This window comes from Pseudonocardia sp. ICBG1142 (assembly GCF_020496255.1).
Lineage (GTDB): Bacteria > Actinomycetota > Actinomycetes > Mycobacteriales > Pseudonocardiaceae > Pseudonocardia.
The window spans coordinates 1,865,306-1,884,174 of sequence record NZ_JAHLJC010000030.1 but is presented as its reverse complement, the minus strand read 5'-3'; the positions used below and the strand labels follow the sequence as shown (position 1 = coordinate 1,884,174).

The window sequence follows — 18,869 nt, the reverse complement described above, 5'->3', positions numbered from 1 at the left end:
AGGTGTCATCACGTAGGCTGCGCGCATGGGCAGATGGGAGCCGGACGCCGCCGGACGGCTGCGTGGAGCGGCCCTGGACCTGTTCGAGGAGCACGGCTTCGACGGCACGACGGTGGAGGACATCGCGTCCCGGGCCGGGGTCACCAAGCGGACGTTCTTCCGGCACTACGCCGACAAGCGGGAGGTGCTGTTCGGCGGGGACTCGGGGGAGTCGTTCGTGGCCCTGTTCGCCGCGGGGCTGGCCGCCGTGGGCCCGGACGTGCCACCCGAGCGTGCGCTGAGCGCCGCGCTGGAGCACGCGGCCGGCGCGTTCGACCCGGGGTGGGAGTTCGCGCGGCGCCGGCAGGGGGTGCTGATGGCGAACGTCTCGCTGCGCGAGCGGGAGCTGGTGAAGATGGAGGCGGTCACGCGGGTGCTCGCCGAGGGACTGCGTGACCGTGGCGTGGGCGAGCCGGGTGCGACCGTGGCGGCCGAGGCGGGCGTCGCGGTGTTCCGCACCGCGTTCACCCGCTGGGTCTCCGCCCCGGTGCCGGGTGACCTGGTGGCGGAGATCCGGGTGGTCTCCGCGGCGCTGCGCCGGGTGCTCGCCGGCGGGTGACCGGCGGCCCGGACGGGCCGGACCGCCGGCGAACGGTCAGCCGCGGGCGGCGCGGCCCAGCGCGTCGCGGGCGATGATCACCTGCTGGATCTGGCTGGTGCCCTCGTAGATCCGGAAGAGCCGGGCGTCGCGGTAGAACCGCTCGACCGCGACCCCGCGCATGTAACCCGCCCCGCCGTGCACCTGGACGGCGCGGTCGGCGACCCGGCCCACCATCTCCGAGCAGAAGTACTTCGCGGCGGCGGGCCCGGAGACCATGTCGGTGCCGTCGTCGAAGCTGCGAGCGGCGTCGAGGACCAGACCACGGCCGGCACGCGCGTCGGTGACCGAGTCCGCGACCAGGCCCTGGACCAGCTGGAACCGCGCGATCGGCTTGCCGCCCTGCTCCCGGGTCCTGGCGAACTCGACGGTCTCGTGGACCAGGCGGTCGGCCATCCCGACGCAGACGGCGGCGATGTGCAGCCGGCCGTGGGCCAGGCACTTGGCGGCGACGAGGAAGCCCTTGTCGATGCCGTCCTCGCCACCGACGACGTTCTCGAACGGGACGCGGACGTCGTCGAGGTACACGTCGGCGGTCCACGCGCCGAACTGGCCCATCTTGTGGTCCTTCGGCCCGACCGAGAGGCCGGGGGTGCCCTTCGGGACGAGGAAGGTCGAGATGCCGCGGTTGCCGGGGGCGTCCGGGTCGGTCCGCGCGAACACCATGATCACGTCGGCGACGGGGGAGTTGGTGATGTAGCGCTTGGAGCCGTTGAGGACCCAGCCGTCGCCGTCGCGGACGGCCCTGGTGGTGAGCGACGACGGGTCGGAGCCCGCGTCGGCCTCGGTCAGCCCGAACGAGGCAGTGACCTCACCGGACGCCAGCCGGGGCAGCCACTGCTTCTTCTGCTCCTCGGTGCCGCCCTCCAGCAGCACGTGCCCGGCGATGCCGTTGTTGGTGCCGAACAGCGAACGCAGCGCAGGCGTCGTCCAACCGAGCTCGAACGCGAGCCGGACCTCCTGCGACGCGGTCAGACCGAGGCCGCCGTACTGCTCGGGGATGGTGAAGCCGTAGAGGCCCATCTCCTTGCACTGGGCGACGATGCGCTCGGGGACGGCGTCCTCGGCGTCGATCCGCTCCTCCTGCGGCACCACCTCGGTGCGGATGAAGTCACGGACGGAGTCCAGGACGTCGGTGAGGTCGGCGGGGTCCACGGGCACACCTTCTCGCGTCGTCGCGTCTGTTACCGGGTGGTAGCTCACCATGTCGCCCCCGCCCCACGCGACCCCGGCGCGGCGTTCGTCACCGCCTATCCTGCGCAGGGGACGACCGGCAGGCGAGGAGGTGGGCCGTGATGGCGGAGGAGCAGGCCGTCCGGCCGCGGCCGGACCCCGACGAGCCGGGCGGCAGCCACCTGGACCCGCACCTGGTCCGTGCGTTGGAGGGCTGGGGCAACGGCGCGCTGCGCGAGTACCTGCTGCGCGACGGCGGCCTGCACCTGCCGCACGCGCCGGGCTGGCCGTCGACGTGGCCGGGACGCACCCGGCTCGGCGCGCAGATGGCCTACCTGCTGGCCGGGCTGCCGCTGGCGGTCGTCAGCGGGGTGGTGGTGCTGGTCGGGCTGGTGCTGGGGGCGAGCACGTTCGTCATCTGGATCGGGCTGCCCATCACCGTCGGTCTACTGGCCGCGGCGCGTGGGTTCGCCGAGCTGGAGCGCCGGGCCACCGAGGGCGCGACCGGCGGTCCGCTCCCGCCGCACCACTACCGGCCCAACCGCGGGCGCTCACTGATGGGACGGCTGTTCCGGGCGCTGGCCGACCCCCAGAGCTGGCGCGACGTGGCGCACGCGGTCGCCGCCCTGCCGGTCCGGATCCTGACCGCGGTGGTCGCGCTGGTGTGGGCGGTCACCGGGCTCGGCGGGCTGTTCTACGTGTTCTGGCAGTGGTCGTTGCCGCGCGGGCCGGAGAACTGGACGCTGTTCGGGTCCGTCACCGGCATCGACTCCACCCTCGGCGACGTCGCGCTCAACACCGGGCTCGGCGTACTGCTGCTCGTGACCCTGCCGACGGTCGTGCGGTGGCTGACCGACATGCGCGCACTGCTCGCCCGCGGCCTGCTCACCAACCAGACGGCCGCGCTGCGGGCCCGCGCGCTGGCTCTGGCCGCCGGGCGGCGGGCGGCCGTCGCTGCCGAGGCACAGACCCTGCGCCGGCTCGAACGCGACATCCACGACGGGCCGCAGCAGCGGCTGGTGCGGCTCGGCATGGACCTGGAGTCCGCCGTCCGGCGCCTCGACGACGATCCCGAGCGCGCCCGCCCGCTGCTGCACGAGGCACTGGAACAGAGCCGTGAGGCGCTCTCGGAGCTGCGCGCGCTGTCCCGGGGCATCGCGCCGCCGATCCTCGCCGACCGCGGGCTCGGCCCGGCGCTGCGGGCCGCCGCGGGACGCTGCCCGGTCCCGGTCGACCTCGACGTCGGCCTCGACGACGGTGCCCGGCTGCCCGCCCTGGTCGAGAACACCGCGTACTTCGTGGTGACCGAGGCGCTCACCAACATCGCCAAGCACGCCGGCGCGACCGCGGTGACGGTCACGGTGACCGTCGACGAGACGCTGCTGCGGGTCAGCGTGCGCGACGACGGCCGCGGCGGCGCCCACCCGGGCAAGGGCCACGGCCTGGCCGGGCTCGCCGACCGGCTGGAGATCGTCGAGGGACGCCTGGAGGTCGACAGCCCGCCCGGTGGCCCGACCGTCCTGACCGCGGAGGTCCCGGTCGCCGGTCTCGGCGACGCGTGACCCAGGATGGGTCCATGACGATGCGGGTGGTGCTCGCCGAGGACTCGGTGCTGCTGCGCGAGGGCCTGGTACGGCTGCTGGAGGAGGCGGACGCGACGGTGCTCGCCGCCGTCGGGGACGGCACCGCGCTGGTCGCGGCGGTGGGGGAGCACCAGCCCGAGGTGGCCGTCGTGGACGTCCGGATGCCGCCGTCGTTCACCGACGAGGGGTTGCGGGCCGCGCTGGAGATCCGCCGGAGGTTCCCGTCGGTGGGGATCCTCGTGCTGTCCCAGTACGTCGAGGAGTCCTACGCCACCGACCTGCTGGAGGCCGGTGGCGGGGTCGGCTACCTGCTCAAGGACCGCGTCTCCAAGCTCGCCGACCTGTCCGACGCGCTCGGCAGGGTCGCCGCGGGCGGCACCGTGCTGGACCCGGAGGTCGTCTCCGCGCTGCTCACCAAGCGCCGCCGGCGTGACCCGCTGGCCGAGCTGTCCCCGCGCGAGCGCGAGGTGCTGGAGCTCATGGCCCAGGGCCGCACCAACATCGCGATCGGACGGCTCATGGTGATCACCCAGGGCGCGGTGGAGAAGCACATCTCCTCGATCTTCACCAAGCTCGGGCTGCCGCCCTCCTCGGACGACCACCGCCGCGTGATGGCGGTGCTCGCCTGGATGGAGGGCTAGACCGACCGGAGGTCGAGCTCCAGCTCGGCCGGACCGTCGTCGCCGACGGTCACCGGGATGCCCCAGTCCTGCTGGTAGCGGTGGCAGGCGGCGAACCCGTCCGACGGGTCGTCGCAGGCCGCCGCGGTCACCGCGACCTGCAGCACCCCGGTTCCGACGGCCGGGTCCAGACGCAGCTCGCGGGTCAGCCCGGTCGCGGTGCCGCCGCCGCCCCGCAGCAGCGACGGCGGGTCGGCGACCACGGTCAGCGACGTCGGGTCGCCGTACCGGTCGTCGAGGTGCTGGCCGGTGGGCGGGGTGAACCCGATCCGCAGCGTCACGTCCGGGGCGAGCGTCGTCGGGGTCCGCCGGACGACGTGGGCGTCGCCGGCCACGAGCGACCCGGCCGGGACCGGCAGCCGCACCAGCCGGTGCGCCGCGGACTCGACGACGACCAGCGTCTCGCCGTCGACGAGCAGGTCCGACGGTTCGGCGAGCCCCTCGGCCAGCGTCGAGACCCGGTTCGTGGCCGGGTCGAACCGGCGCACGGCACCGTTGTAGGTGTCGGCGACGGCGACCGAGCCGTCGGGCAGCACGGTCACCCCGAGCGGGTGCTGCAGCAGTGCCTGCGCGGCCGGGCCGTCGCGGTGCCCGAACTCGAACAGCCCCTGCCCGACGGCCGTCGCGACCGCGGCCCCGGGGCCGTCCCCGATCCGGCGCAGCGCGGAGATCTCGGAGTCGGCGACCCACAGCGTCCCGTCGGGACCCACCGCGAGCCCGGAGGGCTGGGCGAAGAACGCCTCGTCGAACGCCCCGTCGCGCAGCCCCTCGGTGGTGGTCCCGGCCAGCACCCGGGCCTCGCCGGTGGCGGGGTCGAGGGTCCACAGCTGGTGCGGGCCCGCCATGGCGACGACGACCGTGCCGCCCCACCACGCAAGGTCCCACGGCGAGGACAGCAGCGTCGACGTGGCGCCCACCGCGACCCGCTCGCGCAGCTGCTCGCCGGTCCCGGCCAGGGTGGACACGGTGCCGTCGGCCAGGTCGACCCGCCGGACCGCGTGGTTGACGGTGTCGGCGACCAGGACGGCGTCGCCGGAGGGGAGGATCAGCAGCCCCTGCGGCTCGGAGAACCGCGCCGCCGACGCCGCGCCGTCGGCGAACCCGCGCTCTCCGGCCCCGATCCGCCGCACCTCGGTCTCCAGGTCGCCCGCCAGCTCGACGAGCTGGTGGTGGGCGGTGTCGGACACGAGGAACGTGCCGCCGGGCAGCGCGACGGCCGAGCCGGGGAAGCGCAGCGCGGTGTCCGGCGCGGGCGGCGGGACGTACGGGTCGTCCCCGCGGCGCAGCCGGTCGCCGTGCGTGGCGACCAGCTCCCGGACAAGCGCGGCCAGGCCGGGGCCGTGGCCCTCGCCCGCCATCCGGGCGACGACGAACCCGTCCGGGTCGACGACGGCCAAGGTCGGCCAGGCGCGGGCGGCGTAGGCGTCCCAGGTGGTGAGCTCGGGATCGTCGAGGACGGGGTGGGTGACGTCGTAGCGCTCGACCGCGGCCTCGACGGCGGCCGGGTCCGCCTCGTGCACGAACTTCGGCGAGTGCACCCCGATGATCGTCAGGACGTCGCCGAACTCGGCCTCCAGGGGCCGCAGCTCGTCGAGCGCGTGCAAGCAGTTGACGCAGCAGAAGGTCCAGAAGTCGAGCACCACGATCCGCCCGCGCAGCCCGGCGAGGGTCACCTCCGCGCCCCCGGTGTTCAGCCAGCGCCGCCCGCGCAGCTCGGGCGCCCGCACCTTCATCCGTTCACCGACCGTCACACCGGCCCCAACGACCGACCGGCGCGCGGGTGTTCCCCGACGGCGCCACACTGGTCGTCATGCCCGAGCTGCCCGAGGTGGAGAACGCACGCACCGTCCTCGCCGAGGCCGTCGGCCGGACGATCACCGACGTCGACGACCGCGACGAGTGGGTCTGCCGCCCCCACCGGCCCGGCGACATCGCCTCGGCACTCGAGGGCGGACGGTTGACCCGGGCGAACCGGATCGGCAAGACCCTCTGGTGCGACACCGCGACCGCGGACGGCGACGCGGGCCCCGCGCTGGGCGTGCACCTCGGGATGGGTGGGCGGATCGTCGTCACGAACTCGGGGCGCGAGCGCATCGGCGGCGGCCCGGCCCGCCCCGACCGGCAGCCGCGCAAGGCCGAGTGGGACCGGTTCACCCTGACCTTCGACGACGGCGGGCAGCTCCGGCTGTTCGACAAGCGCCGTCTCGGCCGGGTCCGGCTCGACCCCGACCTGTCCGGCCTCGGACCCGACGCCGAGGGCATCGACCCCGCCGAGTTCCGCGAACGCCTGCTGCGCGGCACGTCGGCGGTGAAGGCCCGGCTGCTCGACCAGTCCGTGCTGGCCGGCGTCGGGAACCTGCTGGCCGACGAGACACTGTGGCAGGCGAGGATCTCGCCGACGGTCCCGGTCCGTGACCTGACCCGCGCCGACCTGGACCGGCTGCACCGCGACCTCGGCCGCGCGCTGGAGCGGGCCATCGCCCACGGCGGCGTCCACACCGGTGAGGTCGTCGAGCACCGGCGTCCGGGCGGGCACTGCCCGCGCTGCGGGACGGAGATGGTGCACGGGACCGTCGGCGGGCGGTCGACCTGGTGGTGCCCGCGGGAGCAGGTCTGAACCCGGGCTGAGCGACCGCACGTGTCCGCCCCCGTCCGCGCGGCCGGACGTGACGTCGGCGAGCTCGCCCACCGGGTAGGCGAATCCCGCGGTTCCACCCTCCCGGGAGCCGTGCACAATCACCCCATGCCGGACGCGTCCGACACTGCTCTGCTGTACGTCGACCGCGGCCTCGTGCGCGCCGACGACACCCCACCCGACCCCGGGGTCCAGCGCCGGGCCCACCTCCTGGCCCGGACCGCCCGCGGGGTCCGGTGGGCGGTCCCCGCGCTGCTGCTCGTCGTGCTGGTGCTCGCGTTCACCCCGGTGGCGGGCGCGGCGTTCTGGGCGCCGGCGGTCGTCGTGCTGGTCGCGGTGGTGGCCGCGGTGCTGCTGCTGACCCGCGCCGCCGCCGTCGCCCAGGCCACGGCGGGACTCCCGGTGCCGATCGAGATCACCGGGAAGGTCGCGACCGCGACGCGTGCCGTGCTCGCGATGACCGGTGCGCTGCGCACGCACCGGAAGGCCGCGGGCGCCGCCGAGGGGGTCGCGCTGCTGCGGCAGTGGACGACGGCGACGGAGGCACTGCGCGCGGCGTGGCTGCGCGAGGACATCGGTGCCTGGCACGACCACGCCCGCACCCTCGCCGCGGCGGGGGAGCGGGCCACGCGGGTCACCGGCGCCCTGACCGGCGCCGGGACACCGGACGGTGACCCCGGGGCCTGACCGGCGTCGGGCCGGGTCAGGCCGCGGCGACGTCCCGTCGCCGGGTCCGCCGGTCGAGCACCAGCGACAGCACCGTCACCCCGGTGAACGCGAGCGCCGCCCCGAGCGTCCATCCGGCGAGTACGTCGGACAGCCAGTGCACGCCCAGGTAGATGCGGGTGAACCCGACGGCTCCGGCCCACAGCACCGCGAACGCGGTGAGCAGCACCCGGCCGCGCGGGCGCAGCACCGGCCACAGCACGAGCACCAGCGCCGTCCAGGCGGCGGCGACCATCGTCGCGTGTCCGGAGGGCAGGGACTCGTTCGCGATGAAGGTGACCTGCAGGTCCGCGGGTGGGCGGGCCCGGTCGAGCAGCTGCTTGATCACCGTGAACACCACGCTCGCGACGAGCGGCACCGCGGCCAGGCACAGCCCCTCGGCGGCCCGGCCGCGCAGCGCGAGCACGGCCGCGCCGACCAGGGCGACCGCGGTGCTGCCGACGGTGTTCCCGAGCTCGGTGACCACCAGCGCCACCACCGTGACCCCCGGGATCCGGTCCGCGGCGAGTCCGATCGCGGTCTCGGTGTCACCGCTCTGCAGCACCCCCGTCGCTGCCAGGGCGATCAGCACCCCGGCGAGCACGAGCAGGGCCGCAGCGACCGGACCGGTGACGCGGGCCCGCAGCGGGGCCGACCGTGGATCGTTCACCGGGCGATTCTCGCCCGGCGGGACGGGGCCCCGCCGGGCGAGGGGTCTCAGCGACCGCGCCAGGCGCGGTAGCGACCGATCAGCGCGGCGGTGGACGCGTCGAGACCGGACTCGGCGGCGTCCGGCGGGTTCGAGCCGTAGAGCGCGGGCCCGAACTGCTTGGCCATGACCTTGCCGAGCTCGACCCCCCACTGGTCGAAGGAGTCGATGCCCCAGATCGTGCCCTCGACGAAGGTGACGTGCTCGTAGAAGGCGATGATCTGCCCCAGCACCGACGGGGTCAGCTTCTCGGCCAGGACCGTCGACGACGGCCGGTTGCCCGGCATCACCTTGTGCGGCACGACGTCGGCCGGGGTGCCCTCGGCCTCGATCTCCGCGGCGGTCTTGCCGAACGCCAGCGCCGCGGACTGGGCGAACAGGTTCGCCATGAACAGGTCGTGGGAGTCGGCCGCGTCCTCGCCGGGCAGGTCGTGGTGCGGACGGGCGAAGCCGATGAAGTCGCACGGCACGAGCCGGGTGCCCTGGTGCAGCAGCTGGTAGAACGCGTGCTGGCCGTTGGTGCCCGGCTCGCCCCAGAAGATCTCGCCGGTGGTGGTGGTGACCGGGGTGCCGTCACCGCGCACCGACTTGCCGTTGGACTCCATGGTGAGCTGCTGCAGGTAGGCGGGCAGCCGGTGCAGGTACTGCGAGTACGGCAGCACCGCGCGGGTGTCGGCGCCGAAGAAGTTCGAGTACCAGACGCCGAGCAGCCCGGAGATCACCGGCAGGTTCTGCTCGAGCGGGGTGTGGCGGAAGTGCTCGTCCATGGCGTGCATGCCGGCGAGGAACTCCGCGAAGTGCTCGCGGCCGATCGCGCACATCAGCGACAGGCCGATCGCCGAGTCCACCGAGTAGCGCCCGCCCACCCAGTCCCAGAACCCGAACATGTTGTCGGTGGAGATGCCGAACTCCGCCACCTTCTCGGCGTTCGTGGAGACCGCGGCGAAGTGCTTCGCGACCGCTCCGGTGTCGTCCGTCCCGAGCCCGGACAGCAGCCAGGACCGCGCGTTGCGGGCGTTGGTGAGCGTCTCCTGGGTGGTGAACGTCTTCGACGAGACGACGAACAGGGTCGTCGCCGGGTCGAGGTCGCGGGTCTTCTCGTACAGGTCGGTCGGGTCGATGTTGGACACGAACCGGCACTCGAGGTCGCGCTGGGCGTAGTCCCGCAGCGCCTCGTAGGCCATGACCGGGCCCAGGTCGGAGCCACCGATGCCGATGTTGACCACGGTGCGGATCCGCTGCCCGGTGAACCCGGTCCACGCCCCGGAGCGGACGGCGTCGGTGAACTCGCCCATCCGGTCCAGCACGGCATGCACGTCGGCGACGACGTCCTGGCCGTCGACGGTGAGCGACGCGTCCCGCGGCAGCCGCAGGGCCGTGTGCAGGACCGCCCGGTCCTCGGAGGTGTTCACGTGCTCACCGGTGAACATCGCCTCGATGCGCGCGGGCAGCCCGGCCGCGCGCGCCAGGTCCGTCAGCAGACCGACGGTGTCTCGGGTGATGCGGTGCTTGGAGTAGTCGAGCACCAGGTCGGCGCCGGTGGCGGTGAGGGCGGTAGCGCGGTCGGGGTCGTCGTCGAACAGCGACCGCAGGTGTCGGGGTTCGACCTCCGCCGCGTGCTCGGTCAGCGCCGTCCATTCCGTGGTCGCCGTGATGTCGTGGCTGTTCGTGTCGGACACGCGGCCATCATGGCGCAGCACCCCGGCGCGAGCGCGCCGGCACGAGCCGGGGCGCGTCGCTGGGCCGCTCGGGCGAACCGCCCGTCGTACGCGACGATCCGCGGGACGAGCGGCACGTCCGGAACGCCGGGCTGCACGACGTGACGACCGTCGGTGACCCCCTGCGGAGTGGTCGTCGAACTACTGCGACATGCGGGTGATGGCCGCACGGAAGGTGCGACCCTCCGTGCTCGTGACCTGCGGTGATGCGCCCGTGAGGCGACCGCTCGTCCGGTCGTGCCGCGTGACGCACCGGCCGCAGCGCTCCCCGGTTGGGTGACCGGCCGTCCGGTGCGCCTCGTCGCGCCGTGCGGCCATTTCGTCGCGCAGAGTTGCTGAACTCGGCAGAGTAGCACGTTCGTGCGCTTAGGGTCTTGTGCATTCCGTGGTGACGAGCTCACCCGCGGTGACCAGCTCGCTCCTGGAGGAACCGTGTACCGCTCCCTGACCGGAACCCCGCGCGACGTCGCGCTGCTCGTCGCCCGTCTGCTGCTGGCCTACATCATGGTCATGCACTCGTGGAAGAAGATCGACGCCGGTCTGTTCGACACCGCCGCCGTGTTCGCGAAGTTCGGCATCCCGCTGGCCATCGGCGCGGCGGCGTTCACGATCGTGGTCGAGCTCGTGTTCTCGCTCTCGGTCGCCCTCGGTGTCCGCATGGTCGTCCCCGGTGCACTGATGACCTTCGTGATGGCCGGCGCGATCTGGTTCGTCCACGGCAAGAACGGCCTGTTCATGGCCGACAACGGCTGGGCGCTGGTCGGCACGATCATCTGCGCCACGCTGATCCTCATGTCCAGCGGCCCGGGCCGGTTCAGCGTCGACGAGCTCCTGGCCCGCCAGGCGGCCCGCCGCATGGAGCAGACCCAGGCGATCCCGCGCCAGACCGTCTCGGTCTGACCCGTACCTCCCGGCCCGCCCGCGCGCCCCGGAGCCGGGCGGGCCGGTGATCCTCCTACCGGCCCGCCCGGCGAGCGCGACCACGGCCCGCACCCCGACGCCACGGGGTGCGGGTCGTTCGCACGTCCGGCGCTAACCTCCGCGGGTGAGCCAGGAGCCGACGACCGAGAAGCGGGCCCTGCCCCGGCTGACCGCGATCCGGTACGTGACCCCGCTGCGCGAGGGCGGGTCGCTGCCCGGACTGATGGAGGCCGACGACCTCGGCACCTATGCGGTGAAGTTCACCGGCGCCGGGCAGGGCCGTCCGGTGCTGGTCAACGAGATCGTCTCCGGGGAGCTGGCCCGCGCGCTGGGCCTGCCCGTCCCGCGGATCGCGACGATCGTCGTCGACGGGACGCTCGGGCGCACCGAGCCCGACGAGGAGGTCCAGGAGCTGCTCCGGAACTCCGACGGGCTCAACCTCGCCGTCGACTTCCTGCCGGGGGCGCTCGACCTGGACCCGGTCGCGTTCGACGTCGGGCCCGGGTTCGCCGGGCGGGTGCTCTGGTTCGACGCGCTCGTCGGGAACGTCGACCGCTCCTGGCGCAACTCGAACATGCTGCTCTGGCACCGCAGGCCCTACCTGATCGATCACGGCGCGACGCTCACCTTCGCCCACGACTGGTCGGCCGCGTCGCGGTTCGCCCACCGTCCGTTCGACGCCGGCGACCACGTGCTGCTCGGTGCGCACCCCGACCTCGACGCCGCCGACGCCGCGCTCGCCCCGCAGGTCACCCCGGCCCTGCTCGACGAGGTGCTGGCGCTCGTCCCCGACGAGTGGATCGCCGACGTCGACGGCGTCGGCGGTCCCGACGCCGTCCGTGCCGCCTACGCCGAGGCCCTGCTGGCCCGGGTCGCGGCACGCGGGGACTGGTTGCCGGGCGTCGCCGCGACGGTGGCCGCGGGCAGACCCCGGCCGGTCGACCGGGCGCCCCGCCGTCCACCGTGGCTGCGGATCGGTGGCGTCGGCGGCGGGGAGGACCGGTGAGCGACCTCGTCCCCTACGAGTACGCGCTGCTGCGGGTCGTGCCGCGGGTGGAACGCGGGGAGTCGATGAACGCCGGGGTGCTGCTGCACTGCCGGGCCCGCGACGTCCTCGCGGTGCGCGTCCACCTCGACCGTGCCCGGCTGGCCGCGCTCGACCCGACCGCCGACGCCGACGCCGTCGACGAGCTGCTGGCGACCGTGGCCGCGGTCGCCGCGGTACCCGAGCCGCCGCGGTCGGACCGGCACGCCACCGGCGCGCTGGCCGCTCGCGGCCCCGGCGCGGGGGAGGACATCGGACGCCGCTTCCGGCGCCTCACCACCGCCCGCAGCACCATCGTGTGCCCCGGCCCGGTGCACACCGGGCTCACCGCGGACCCGGCCGCGGAGGCCGAACGCCTGCTGGCCCGGCTCGTCCTGCCACCGTCCTAGGCGCGGACGCCTGGGCCGGTGCCGGGGAACCCAGGGCCGTGCCGCCGGTGCCGCCGGTGCCACTGGTCGCGCGGTCCTGCCCGGAGGACGTGCCGGCGTTCTCCGTCCGGGGGCTGGTCGGCGCGGGGGCGATCATGTTGCATCGGGGGATGACCGACGCACACGACGGGGTGGACCCGGTCGCCCTGACCCGCTGGCTGGCGGCCGAGGTGCCGCAGGTCGAGCTCGGCGACGGCCCGGTGGCCGTGGAGCGGATCTCCGGCGGACACTCCAACCTCACCTTCCGGATCACCGACGCCCGCGGCACGCCGTACGCACTGCGCCGCCCACCGACCGGGGGTGTGCTCGCCACCGCACACGACATGGGCCGGGAGTGGCGCTTCCTGACCGCACTGGCCGGCACCGCGGTCCCGGTGCCGGAGCCGGTCGCCCTCTGCACGGACACCGCGGTGCTCGGCGCCGGCTTCTACCTGATGGGCTGGGTCGACGGTGTCGTCCCGGGGGACCGCGCCGCGGGCGAGGCCGTCCCCGAACCGGAACGGCGGGCCTGCGGTCTCGACACCGCCGAGGTGCTCGCCGCACTGCACTCCGTCGACCCCACCGAGGTGGGGCTCGCCGACCTGACGCGGCCCGGCCGCTACCTGGAGCGGCAGCTGCGCCGCTGGCACCGGCAGGCGCACGCCGGCGCGTTCACCGACCTCGCCGCGCTCGACGCCGCGCACGCCGCACTGGTCGAGGCGATGCCGCCGGAGCCGTCCGACGGTCCGCGGATCGCGCACGGCGACTACCGGCCGGGCAACCTGTCGTTCCGCGGCGGCCGGATCACCGGTGTCTTCGACTGGGAGCTGGCGGCCCTGGGGGAACCGCTGGCCGCCCTCGGGTGGCTGCTGGCGTCCTGGGAGCGTCCCGGCGACACCCTGCCCGCGATCACCAGCGGCCCGACCGCGGCGCCCGGCTGGCCCGACCGTGACCTCGTCGCCGCCCGCTACGCCGCCCGCTCCGGGCGGGCGCTGGACCAGCTGCCGTACTGGGTGGCGTTCGCGCACTGGCGCTGCGCCTGCATCGGGGCCGGGGTCTGGACGCGGTACGCCCAGGGCAACATGGGCTCGGGCGCCGAGTCGGGGGAGGCCCTGGAACGCCGTGGCGAGCGGGTGGTCGCCGACGCGGAGGCCGCACTCGCCGCGTTGCGGCGGGGGCGGACGGGGCGTCGTCGCGGGGCGTAGTCTGCTGCCCACCACAGGTGATCACCCGGCGCGGGTGGTCACCGCCGCGCGGCGCCGCACCGACGCCGCGCACGGCCCGTCCGCGACCGGGGGAGTACGACGATGTCCGAGGCCGACGACCGCACCCGAGAGATGAGCCGGGAGACCGCCCGGCCGCGTCCCCGCAGCGGGGTGAACCCCGGCCGGCTGTGGGCCGGCGGTGTGGCGACGGCGGTGACCGCCGCGCTGATCGCCCTGGTGGGGCTGCTGATCCTCCAGGTCCTGCTGCAGATCCCGTACCTGGCCCCGGCCGTCTCCGAGCCGCTCGACGGGTGGGCCGCGGCGCAGAGCCTCGCGATCTGGGCGGCGGTCGCCGGTCTCGCGGCGACCGGTCTCGCGCACCTGCTGCTGGTCGCGGTGCCGAGCCCGATGTCCTACTTCGGCTGGATCGCCGGGCTGCTCACCGCGCTGGCCGCGGTGTCCCCGCTGATCCTCACCGAGCAGCCCTGGACGGTCCGCATCGCCACCGCGGTGATCCACCTCGTCATCGGGATGTCGATCATCAGCCTGGTGACGACGACGGTCACCAGCGCCACCAACCGGGCCTGAGCTCAGACGTCGACGGGGACCCGGGCGTCGCCCAGGCGGACCGGCAGCGTCCGGTAGCCGCGCAGCACCCGGGTCCCGCGCAGCTCGGCGGGGCCGTCGGCACGCAGGTCGGGGTAGCGGTCGAACAGCGCCCGGAGCCCGACCTCGCCCTCCATCTTCGCCAGTGCCGCACCCAGGCAGTAGTGGATGCCCTGGCTGAACGCGACGTGCCGGTCGGCCCCCTCGCGCCCGACGTCGAAGCGGGCCGGGTCGGGGAACACCTCCGGGTCCCGGTTCGCACCGCCGAGGTGGGTGACCACCAGCGCGCCCCGCTCGACCGGGAACCCGCACACCTCGGTGTCGCGGGCGGCGACGCGCGCGGTCCGCTGGACGGGGGAGTCGTAGCGCAGGATCTCGTCGGCGGCGTTCGGCCACAGCGCCGGGTCGGCCTGCAGCCGGGCGAGTTCGTCGGGGTGGGTCAGCAGCAGGCGGGTGCCGTTGCCGATCAGGTTGACCGTCGTCTCGAACCCCGCGGCGAGCAGCAGCATCGCCAGCGACAGCAGCTCGTCGTGGGTGAGCCGGCCCTCCTCCTCGTCGTAGGTGGCGACCAGGGAGGACAGGATGGAGTCGTTGGGCTCGCGGCGCAGCCGCTCGAAGTGCCCGGCCATCCACTCGGTGAGCGCGTCGATGTCGCGCTCGGACCGGCGGAACTTCGCGTAGTCCAGTCCCATGTCCAGGGAGTAGGCCCCGCCGGCGCCCCACTCGAGGAACTGCTCCCGCATCTCCACCGGGGCGCCGAGCATCTCGGTGATGACCGTGGCCGGCAGCAGCGAGGCGTAGCCGGAGATGACGTCGGTGCGCCGGTCGGCGCCGGCCCGGGCCTCGAGGTCCGCGAGCAGCTGCGCCGCGATCTCCTCGGTGCGTCCGCGCAGCGACGAGATCGCCTTGGCACTGAACGAGCGGGTGACCAGCTTCCGGATCCGGTTGTGGTCCGGCGGGTCGATCGCCAGCAGCGACGGCGGTTCGGCCGGCCCGAGCGGCCAGGTCCCGCCCGCCGCGAGCAGCGCGCGCAGCAGGCCCGGGGCGTTCTCCGGCATGCGCATGCCCACGCAGAAGTCGGGGCTGCGCAGCACCTCGGTGGTGATCTCGTGGTCGACCGTGGTCCAGGTCAGGGCCGAGCGCACCATCCGGCCCTGACCACGGATCTGCTCGTAGGCCGGGTACGGGTCCCGGACCACCTCCGGGCTGATGATCATGTGGGCGCCCAGGTCGCCCTTGCCCGCCTGGCGGGTCACCTCCTGGCGCATCGCCCCGTGCCGCAGCACCCACCGGATCCACCGTCGTACGCCTCGCGATGCCGCCATGCCGGCCTCCCCGCCTCGTCGTCGAGCTCGAATCCGAAGCTACCAGGGGTAAGTTACCGCGGGTAGGCGCGTTTCGCCGCCCCGGCGGGGGGTGGCCCCGGGGTCACCGGGTACCAATGACGGGTGACCGCCGTCGGGGAGCCGCGCCTGCTCGCGGTCAGTGACCTGCATGTGCGGTACGCGGAGAACGGCGACATCGCCGCGGGGCTGCGCCCGTCGCACCCCGGCGACTGGCTGATCGTCGCAGGTGACGTCGACGAACGGATCGAGAGCGTCGTCGCGACGCTCGCCGCGCTGCGCGACCGCTTCGCCCGGGTGCTGTGGACACCGGGCAACCACGAGCTCTGGACCCGCGCCAAGAACGTCCGGGCCGACTCGGTCGAGCGGCTCTCCGGTGTCGCCCGCTACGACGAGCTGGTCCGCCGCTGCCGGGAGATCGGGGTGCTGACCCCGGAGGACGCGTGGCCGGTGTGGGACGGGCCGGGCGGGCCGGTCGTCGTCGCGTCGCTGTTCGTGCCCTACGACTACTCGTTCCTGCCCGCCGGCACCTCGACCCCGGAGGAGGGGCTGGCCGCGGCCCACGCCGCCGGTGTCGTCTGCACCGACGAGTACCTGCTCCACCCGGACCCGTACGCGACGCGGGCGGAGTGGTCCGCGGCCCGGGTGGCCGCCACCGCCGCCCGCCTCGACGCGCTCGACCCGGACCTGCCGACCGTCCTGGTGAACCACTGGCCGCTGGTCCGCGAGCCCTGCGACGTCCTGTGGTACCCGGAGTTCGCGCTCTGGTGCGGGACGACGGCGACGGCGGACTGGCACCGCCGCTACCGGGCCCGGGCGGTCGTGCACGGTCACCTGCACATCCCGCGCACGGTCACCGTCGACGGCGTGCCGTTCGTCGAGGTGTCGCTGGGCTACCCGCGGGAGTGGCGACGCCATTCCGAACGGGTCGGCGGGCACTTCCCGGACCAGTTGCCGCGCACGGTGTTGCCTGCATCATAGTTAGGCAAGGCTTACCTTGCTATAGCCTCGGGGTCCGTCGACACCCGAGGAGAACGATGACTGCGCTGCGCGTCGCCGTGATCGGTGCCGGTCCGGCCGCCGTCTACACCGCCGACACCCTGCTGAAGTCCGACGCCGACGTCACCGTGGACCTGTTCGAGAAGCTGCCCGCACCGTTCGGGCTGGTCCGCTACGGCGTCGCCCCGGACCACCCGCGGATCAAGCAGATCGTGCACGCCCTGCACCGCGTGCTGGACCGCCCCGGTGTGCGGTTGTTCGGCAACGTCCACGTCGGGACCGACATCACCCTGTCTGACCTGCGCGAGCACTACGACGCGGTCGTCGCGGCCACCGGCTGCGAGCGGGACCGGGACCTCGACGTCCCCGGGATCGACCTGCCGGGCAGCCACGGCGCCGCCAGCTTCGTGCAATGGTACGACGGCCACCCCGACGTGCCCCGGGACTGGACGCTCGACGCGTCGTCGGTCGCGGTGATCGGTGCCGGGAACGTGGCCCTGGACGTCGCCCGGATCCTGGCGAGCACCGCCGAGGACCTGGCGAGCACCGAGATCCCGGACTCGGTCCACGCCGGCCTCTCCCGCAACCCGGCCACCGACGTGCACGTGTTCGCCCGTCGCGGGATCGCCCACGCCCGGTTCAGCCCGATGGAGCTGCGCGAGCTCGACCACGTCCCGGGCGTCGAGGTGATCGTCGACCCGGCCGACGTCGAGTTCGACGACGTCGCCGCCGCCGAGGTCCGCTCGGCCAAGCACGTCGAGATGGTGGTGCGGACCCTGCAGGGGTGGGCGCTGCGCGACCGGCGCGGCGATCCGCGCCGGGTGCACCTGCACTTCCTCTCGCGCCCCGAGCGGATCCTCGGCACCGACCGCGTCGAGGGCATCCGGATCGAGCGCACCGAGTACACCGGCCACGGCGACGTCCGCGACACCGGCCGGTTCACCGACTTCCCGGTCGGTGCGGTCTACCGGGCGATCGGCTACACCGGCTCGCACCTGGCCGATCTGCCGTTCGACCACGAGCACGGCGTGCTGCCGCACCGCAAGGGGCGGGTGCACGACATCGACGGCCAGGAGCTGCCCGGCGTCTACGCCGTCGGCTGGATCAAGCGCGGACCGGTCGGGCTGATCGGGCACACCAAGGGCTGCGCGTCGGAGACCGTCGCGAGCCTGCTGGCCGACGCCCCGCAGCTGCCCCGGGCGCCCCGCCGCGATCCGGCGGAGGTCGAGGCGCTGCTGGAGCGCCGGGGCGTGGCGTACACGACCTGGAGCGGCTGGCTCGCGCTCGACAAGCACGAGCGCAGCCTCGGCGAGGCGCGCGGCCGCGAGCGGACGAAGGTCGTGCCGCGCGAGGACATGGTGGAGATCAGCAGAACGGGATGACCTTCCGGCCCACGACGCCGGATGCCGGGGTGGGTGGTCGCGGAACTCCGCGGCCGCCCACCCGATCACTCCCGCGGGTCCCGCGGCGCGGGCAGTGCCCGCGGGGGCCGGCGGCCGACCGGTTCGCGCCGTCCGTGCTCCCGGGACGGGACGAGCAGCCACCACAGCACCCACACTCCCGGGCCGCTGGCCAGCAGGATCGCGGTGGCCAGCCACCCGTCGCGCCACAGGGCGCCGGCGACGATCCAGCCCGCGATCCACACCGCCATCGCGACGAGCCGGATCCGGATGCGACGACCGTGCTCGACCGCCAGCGGCTCGGTCAGGTCGGTGACGACCTGGACCCGTTCGCGACGGCGGCGCATGCCGCCGACGCTACGCGGGGTCAGCCGCGCGTGCGCTCCCCGAAGCGGCGGCGGAACTTCTCGACCTGGCCCGCGGCGTCGAGCACCCGCGCGTTGCCCGTCCAGAACGGGTGCGACGCCGAGGTCGTGTCCACCTTGATCAGGGGATAGGTGTTCCCGTCCGACCACTCGACGGTCTCGCGCGAGGTCTCGGTCGACCGGGTCAGGAACTCGTCGCCGGTGGACGTGTCGCGGTAGACGACCGGGCCGTACGGGGGGTGGATGCCGGGCTTCACGGTGTTCCTCCTGCGTCGCGGGTGTTGCCGTCATAGTAATCGACAATGATTACTGTTTGCAGGAAGGGGTGCCGGTGGACGGGTTCACGGTGGTCCGGTGCGGGGCCTGTGCCCACGCGCCGTCGGGATTCGACGAGGACGCGCACGGCACCGTCGCAGCCCTGCCCGGCATCGACGAGGTGCTGGTGGAGGGTCTGCGCGCGGTGGTGCAGGACAGCGCCCACGGGGTGCTCGTGACCACCGGGTGCCGGCTCGGGCCGGGCGTCTGTGCGGTCCGCCGGCCCGGGCTGATGCTGCTGGTGCAGGCCTGCGACGCGACCCGCACCCGTCCCGAGTCGCCGGTGGTCGCGGTCGGCCCGGTCCGCAGCACCGACGACGTCCGCGCGGTGACCCGCTGGCTCCAGGACGGCGCGCCCGACCCGCAGGCACTGCCCGCACGGCTGCGTTGCGCGATCACCCCGGAGACGGCCCGGGTCTGATG

20 protein-coding genes are annotated in these 18,869 nt (G+C 74.3%); 13 read left to right on the top strand and 7 right to left on the bottom strand.

The annotated features are described in order from the left end of the window. The first annotated feature begins 25 nt into the window (after window positions 1-25). Complete coding sequence (locus tag KPL59_RS23180) at window positions 26-598, top strand: TetR family transcriptional regulator (protein ID WP_020628299.1); 573 nt, start codon at window positions 26-28, stop codon at window positions 596-598. 36 nt (window positions 599-634) lie between these two features. Here the strand turns inward: KPL59_RS23180 and KPL59_RS23175 are convergent, their stop codons facing one another. Beyond that, on the bottom strand, window positions 635-1,792 hold the full coding sequence (locus tag KPL59_RS23175; RefSeq protein ID WP_060711624.1) for an acyl-CoA dehydrogenase family protein: 1,158 nt from the start codon (window positions 1,790-1,792) through the stop codon (window positions 635-637). Between the two features lie 140 nt (window positions 1,793-1,932). On the opposite strand from KPL59_RS23175, the gene KPL59_RS23170 reads away from it, so the two are divergent. Together KPL59_RS23170 and KPL59_RS23165 are read left to right on the top strand one after the other, a co-directional pair. Further along, entirely contained in the window at window positions 1,933-3,372 is a 1,440-nt protein-coding gene (locus KPL59_RS23170) for a sensor histidine kinase (protein ID WP_020628297.1), read from the top strand. Between the two features lie 20 nt (window positions 3,373-3,392). Continuing rightward, complete coding sequence (locus tag KPL59_RS23165) at window positions 3,393-4,034, top strand: response regulator transcription factor (RefSeq protein ID WP_226362132.1); 642 nt, start codon at window positions 3,393-3,395, stop codon at window positions 4,032-4,034. Here KPL59_RS23165 and KPL59_RS23160 read toward each other — a convergent pair. Continuing rightward, a complete protein-coding gene (locus KPL59_RS23160; protein ID WP_226361946.1) occupies window positions 4,031-5,806 on the bottom strand; it encodes an NHL domain-containing thioredoxin family protein in 1,776 nt (591 codons plus the stop codon). The genes KPL59_RS23165 and KPL59_RS23160 overlap by 4 nt on opposite strands. Before the next feature lie 77 nt (window positions 5,807-5,883). Between KPL59_RS23160 and KPL59_RS23155 the strand changes: the two genes are divergently transcribed. Together KPL59_RS23155 and KPL59_RS23150 are read left to right on the top strand one after the other, a co-directional pair. After that, a complete protein-coding gene (locus KPL59_RS23155; RefSeq protein WP_226361945.1) occupies window positions 5,884-6,690 on the top strand; it encodes an Fpg/Nei family DNA glycosylase in 807 nt (268 codons plus the stop codon). A 126-nt stretch (window positions 6,691-6,816) separates the two neighbouring features. After that, window positions 6,817-7,395, top strand: coding sequence for a hypothetical protein (locus KPL59_RS23150; RefSeq protein ID WP_226361944.1), 579 nt, complete (start codon window positions 6,817-6,819; stop codon window positions 7,393-7,395). Between the two features lie 16 nt (window positions 7,396-7,411). On the opposite strand, the gene KPL59_RS37125 is transcribed toward KPL59_RS23150, so the two are convergent. Continuing rightward, on the bottom strand, window positions 7,412-8,083 hold the full coding sequence (locus KPL59_RS37125) for a phosphatase PAP2 family protein (RefSeq protein ID WP_226361943.1): 672 nt from the start codon (window positions 8,081-8,083) through the stop codon (window positions 7,412-7,414). 47 nt (window positions 8,084-8,130) lie between these two features. Further along, window positions 8,131-9,801 (bottom strand): glucose-6-phosphate isomerase, encoded by a 1,671-nt coding sequence (gene pgi, locus KPL59_RS23140; protein ID WP_226353646.1) that lies wholly within the window; start codon window positions 9,799-9,801, stop codon window positions 8,131-8,133. Between the two features lie 471 nt (window positions 9,802-10,272). On the opposite strand from pgi, the gene KPL59_RS23135 reads away from it, so the two are divergent. The 5 genes from KPL59_RS23135 (at window position 10,273) to KPL59_RS23115 (ending at window position 14,006) form a co-directional block, all read left to right on the top strand. Next, complete coding sequence (locus tag KPL59_RS23135; protein WP_226361942.1) at window positions 10,273-10,740, top strand: DoxX family protein; 468 nt, start codon at window positions 10,273-10,275, stop codon at window positions 10,738-10,740. Between the two features lie 145 nt (window positions 10,741-10,885). Next, window positions 10,886-11,767, top strand: a complete 882-nt coding sequence (locus KPL59_RS23130; RefSeq protein ID WP_226361941.1) for a HipA family kinase — start codon at window positions 10,886-10,888, stop codon at window positions 11,765-11,767. Next, on the top strand, window positions 11,764-12,195 hold the full coding sequence (locus tag KPL59_RS23125) for a DUF3037 domain-containing protein (protein WP_083695807.1): 432 nt from the start codon (window positions 11,764-11,766) through the stop codon (window positions 12,193-12,195). Before KPL59_RS23130 ends, KPL59_RS23125 begins: the two co-directional genes overlap by 4 nt. Window positions 12,196-12,344: 149 nt before the next feature. Next, window positions 12,345-13,418 carry a phosphotransferase family protein gene (locus KPL59_RS23120; RefSeq protein ID WP_226361940.1) on the top strand — a complete coding sequence of 358 codons (1,074 nt, stop codon included), beginning with the start codon at window positions 12,345-12,347 and terminating at the stop codon, window positions 13,416-13,418. A 102-nt stretch (window positions 13,419-13,520) separates the two neighbouring features. Next, window positions 13,521-14,006, top strand: a complete 486-nt coding sequence (locus KPL59_RS23115) for a DUF6069 family protein (protein ID WP_020624107.1) — start codon at window positions 13,521-13,523, stop codon at window positions 14,004-14,006. A 2-nt stretch (window positions 14,007-14,008) separates the two neighbouring features. Here KPL59_RS23115 and KPL59_RS23110 read toward each other — a convergent pair whose 3' ends face one another. Continuing rightward, on the bottom strand, window positions 14,009-15,349 hold the full coding sequence (locus tag KPL59_RS23110; protein ID WP_226361939.1) for a cytochrome P450: 1,341 nt from the start codon (window positions 15,347-15,349) through the stop codon (window positions 14,009-14,011). Window positions 15,350-15,472: 123 nt separating this feature from the next. Here KPL59_RS23110 and KPL59_RS23105 point away from each other — a divergent pair, with 123 nt between their 5' ends. Both KPL59_RS23105 and KPL59_RS23100 read left to right on the top strand, forming a co-directional pair. Continuing rightward, window positions 15,473-16,348, top strand: coding sequence for a metallophosphoesterase (locus KPL59_RS23105; protein ID WP_226361938.1), 876 nt, complete (start codon window positions 15,473-15,475; stop codon window positions 16,346-16,348). 56 nt (window positions 16,349-16,404) lie between these two features. Then, window positions 16,405-17,748 carry an FAD-dependent oxidoreductase gene (locus tag KPL59_RS23100; RefSeq protein WP_020624104.1) on the top strand — a complete coding sequence of 448 codons (1,344 nt, stop codon included), beginning with the start codon at window positions 16,405-16,407 and terminating at the stop codon, window positions 17,746-17,748. 65 nt (window positions 17,749-17,813) lie between these two features. Here the strand turns inward: KPL59_RS23100 and KPL59_RS23095 are convergent, their stop codons facing one another. Both KPL59_RS23095 and KPL59_RS23090 read right to left on the bottom strand, forming a co-directional pair. Then, window positions 17,814-18,113, bottom strand: a complete 300-nt coding sequence (locus tag KPL59_RS23095; protein ID WP_226361937.1) for a DUF3099 domain-containing protein — start codon at window positions 18,111-18,113, stop codon at window positions 17,814-17,816. Between the two features lie 20 nt (window positions 18,114-18,133). Next, window positions 18,134-18,388: a type B 50S ribosomal protein L31 gene (locus tag KPL59_RS23090; protein WP_020624102.1), complete on the bottom strand. Its 255-nt coding sequence runs from the start codon at window positions 18,386-18,388 to the stop codon at window positions 18,134-18,136. A gap of 74 nt (window positions 18,389-18,462) precedes the next feature. Here KPL59_RS23090 and KPL59_RS23085 point away from each other — a divergent pair, with 74 nt between their 5' ends. After that, window positions 18,463-18,867, top strand: a complete 405-nt coding sequence (locus KPL59_RS23085; RefSeq protein ID WP_226361936.1) for a hypothetical protein — start codon at window positions 18,463-18,465, stop codon at window positions 18,865-18,867. Window positions 18,868-18,869 lie beyond the last annotated feature (2 nt).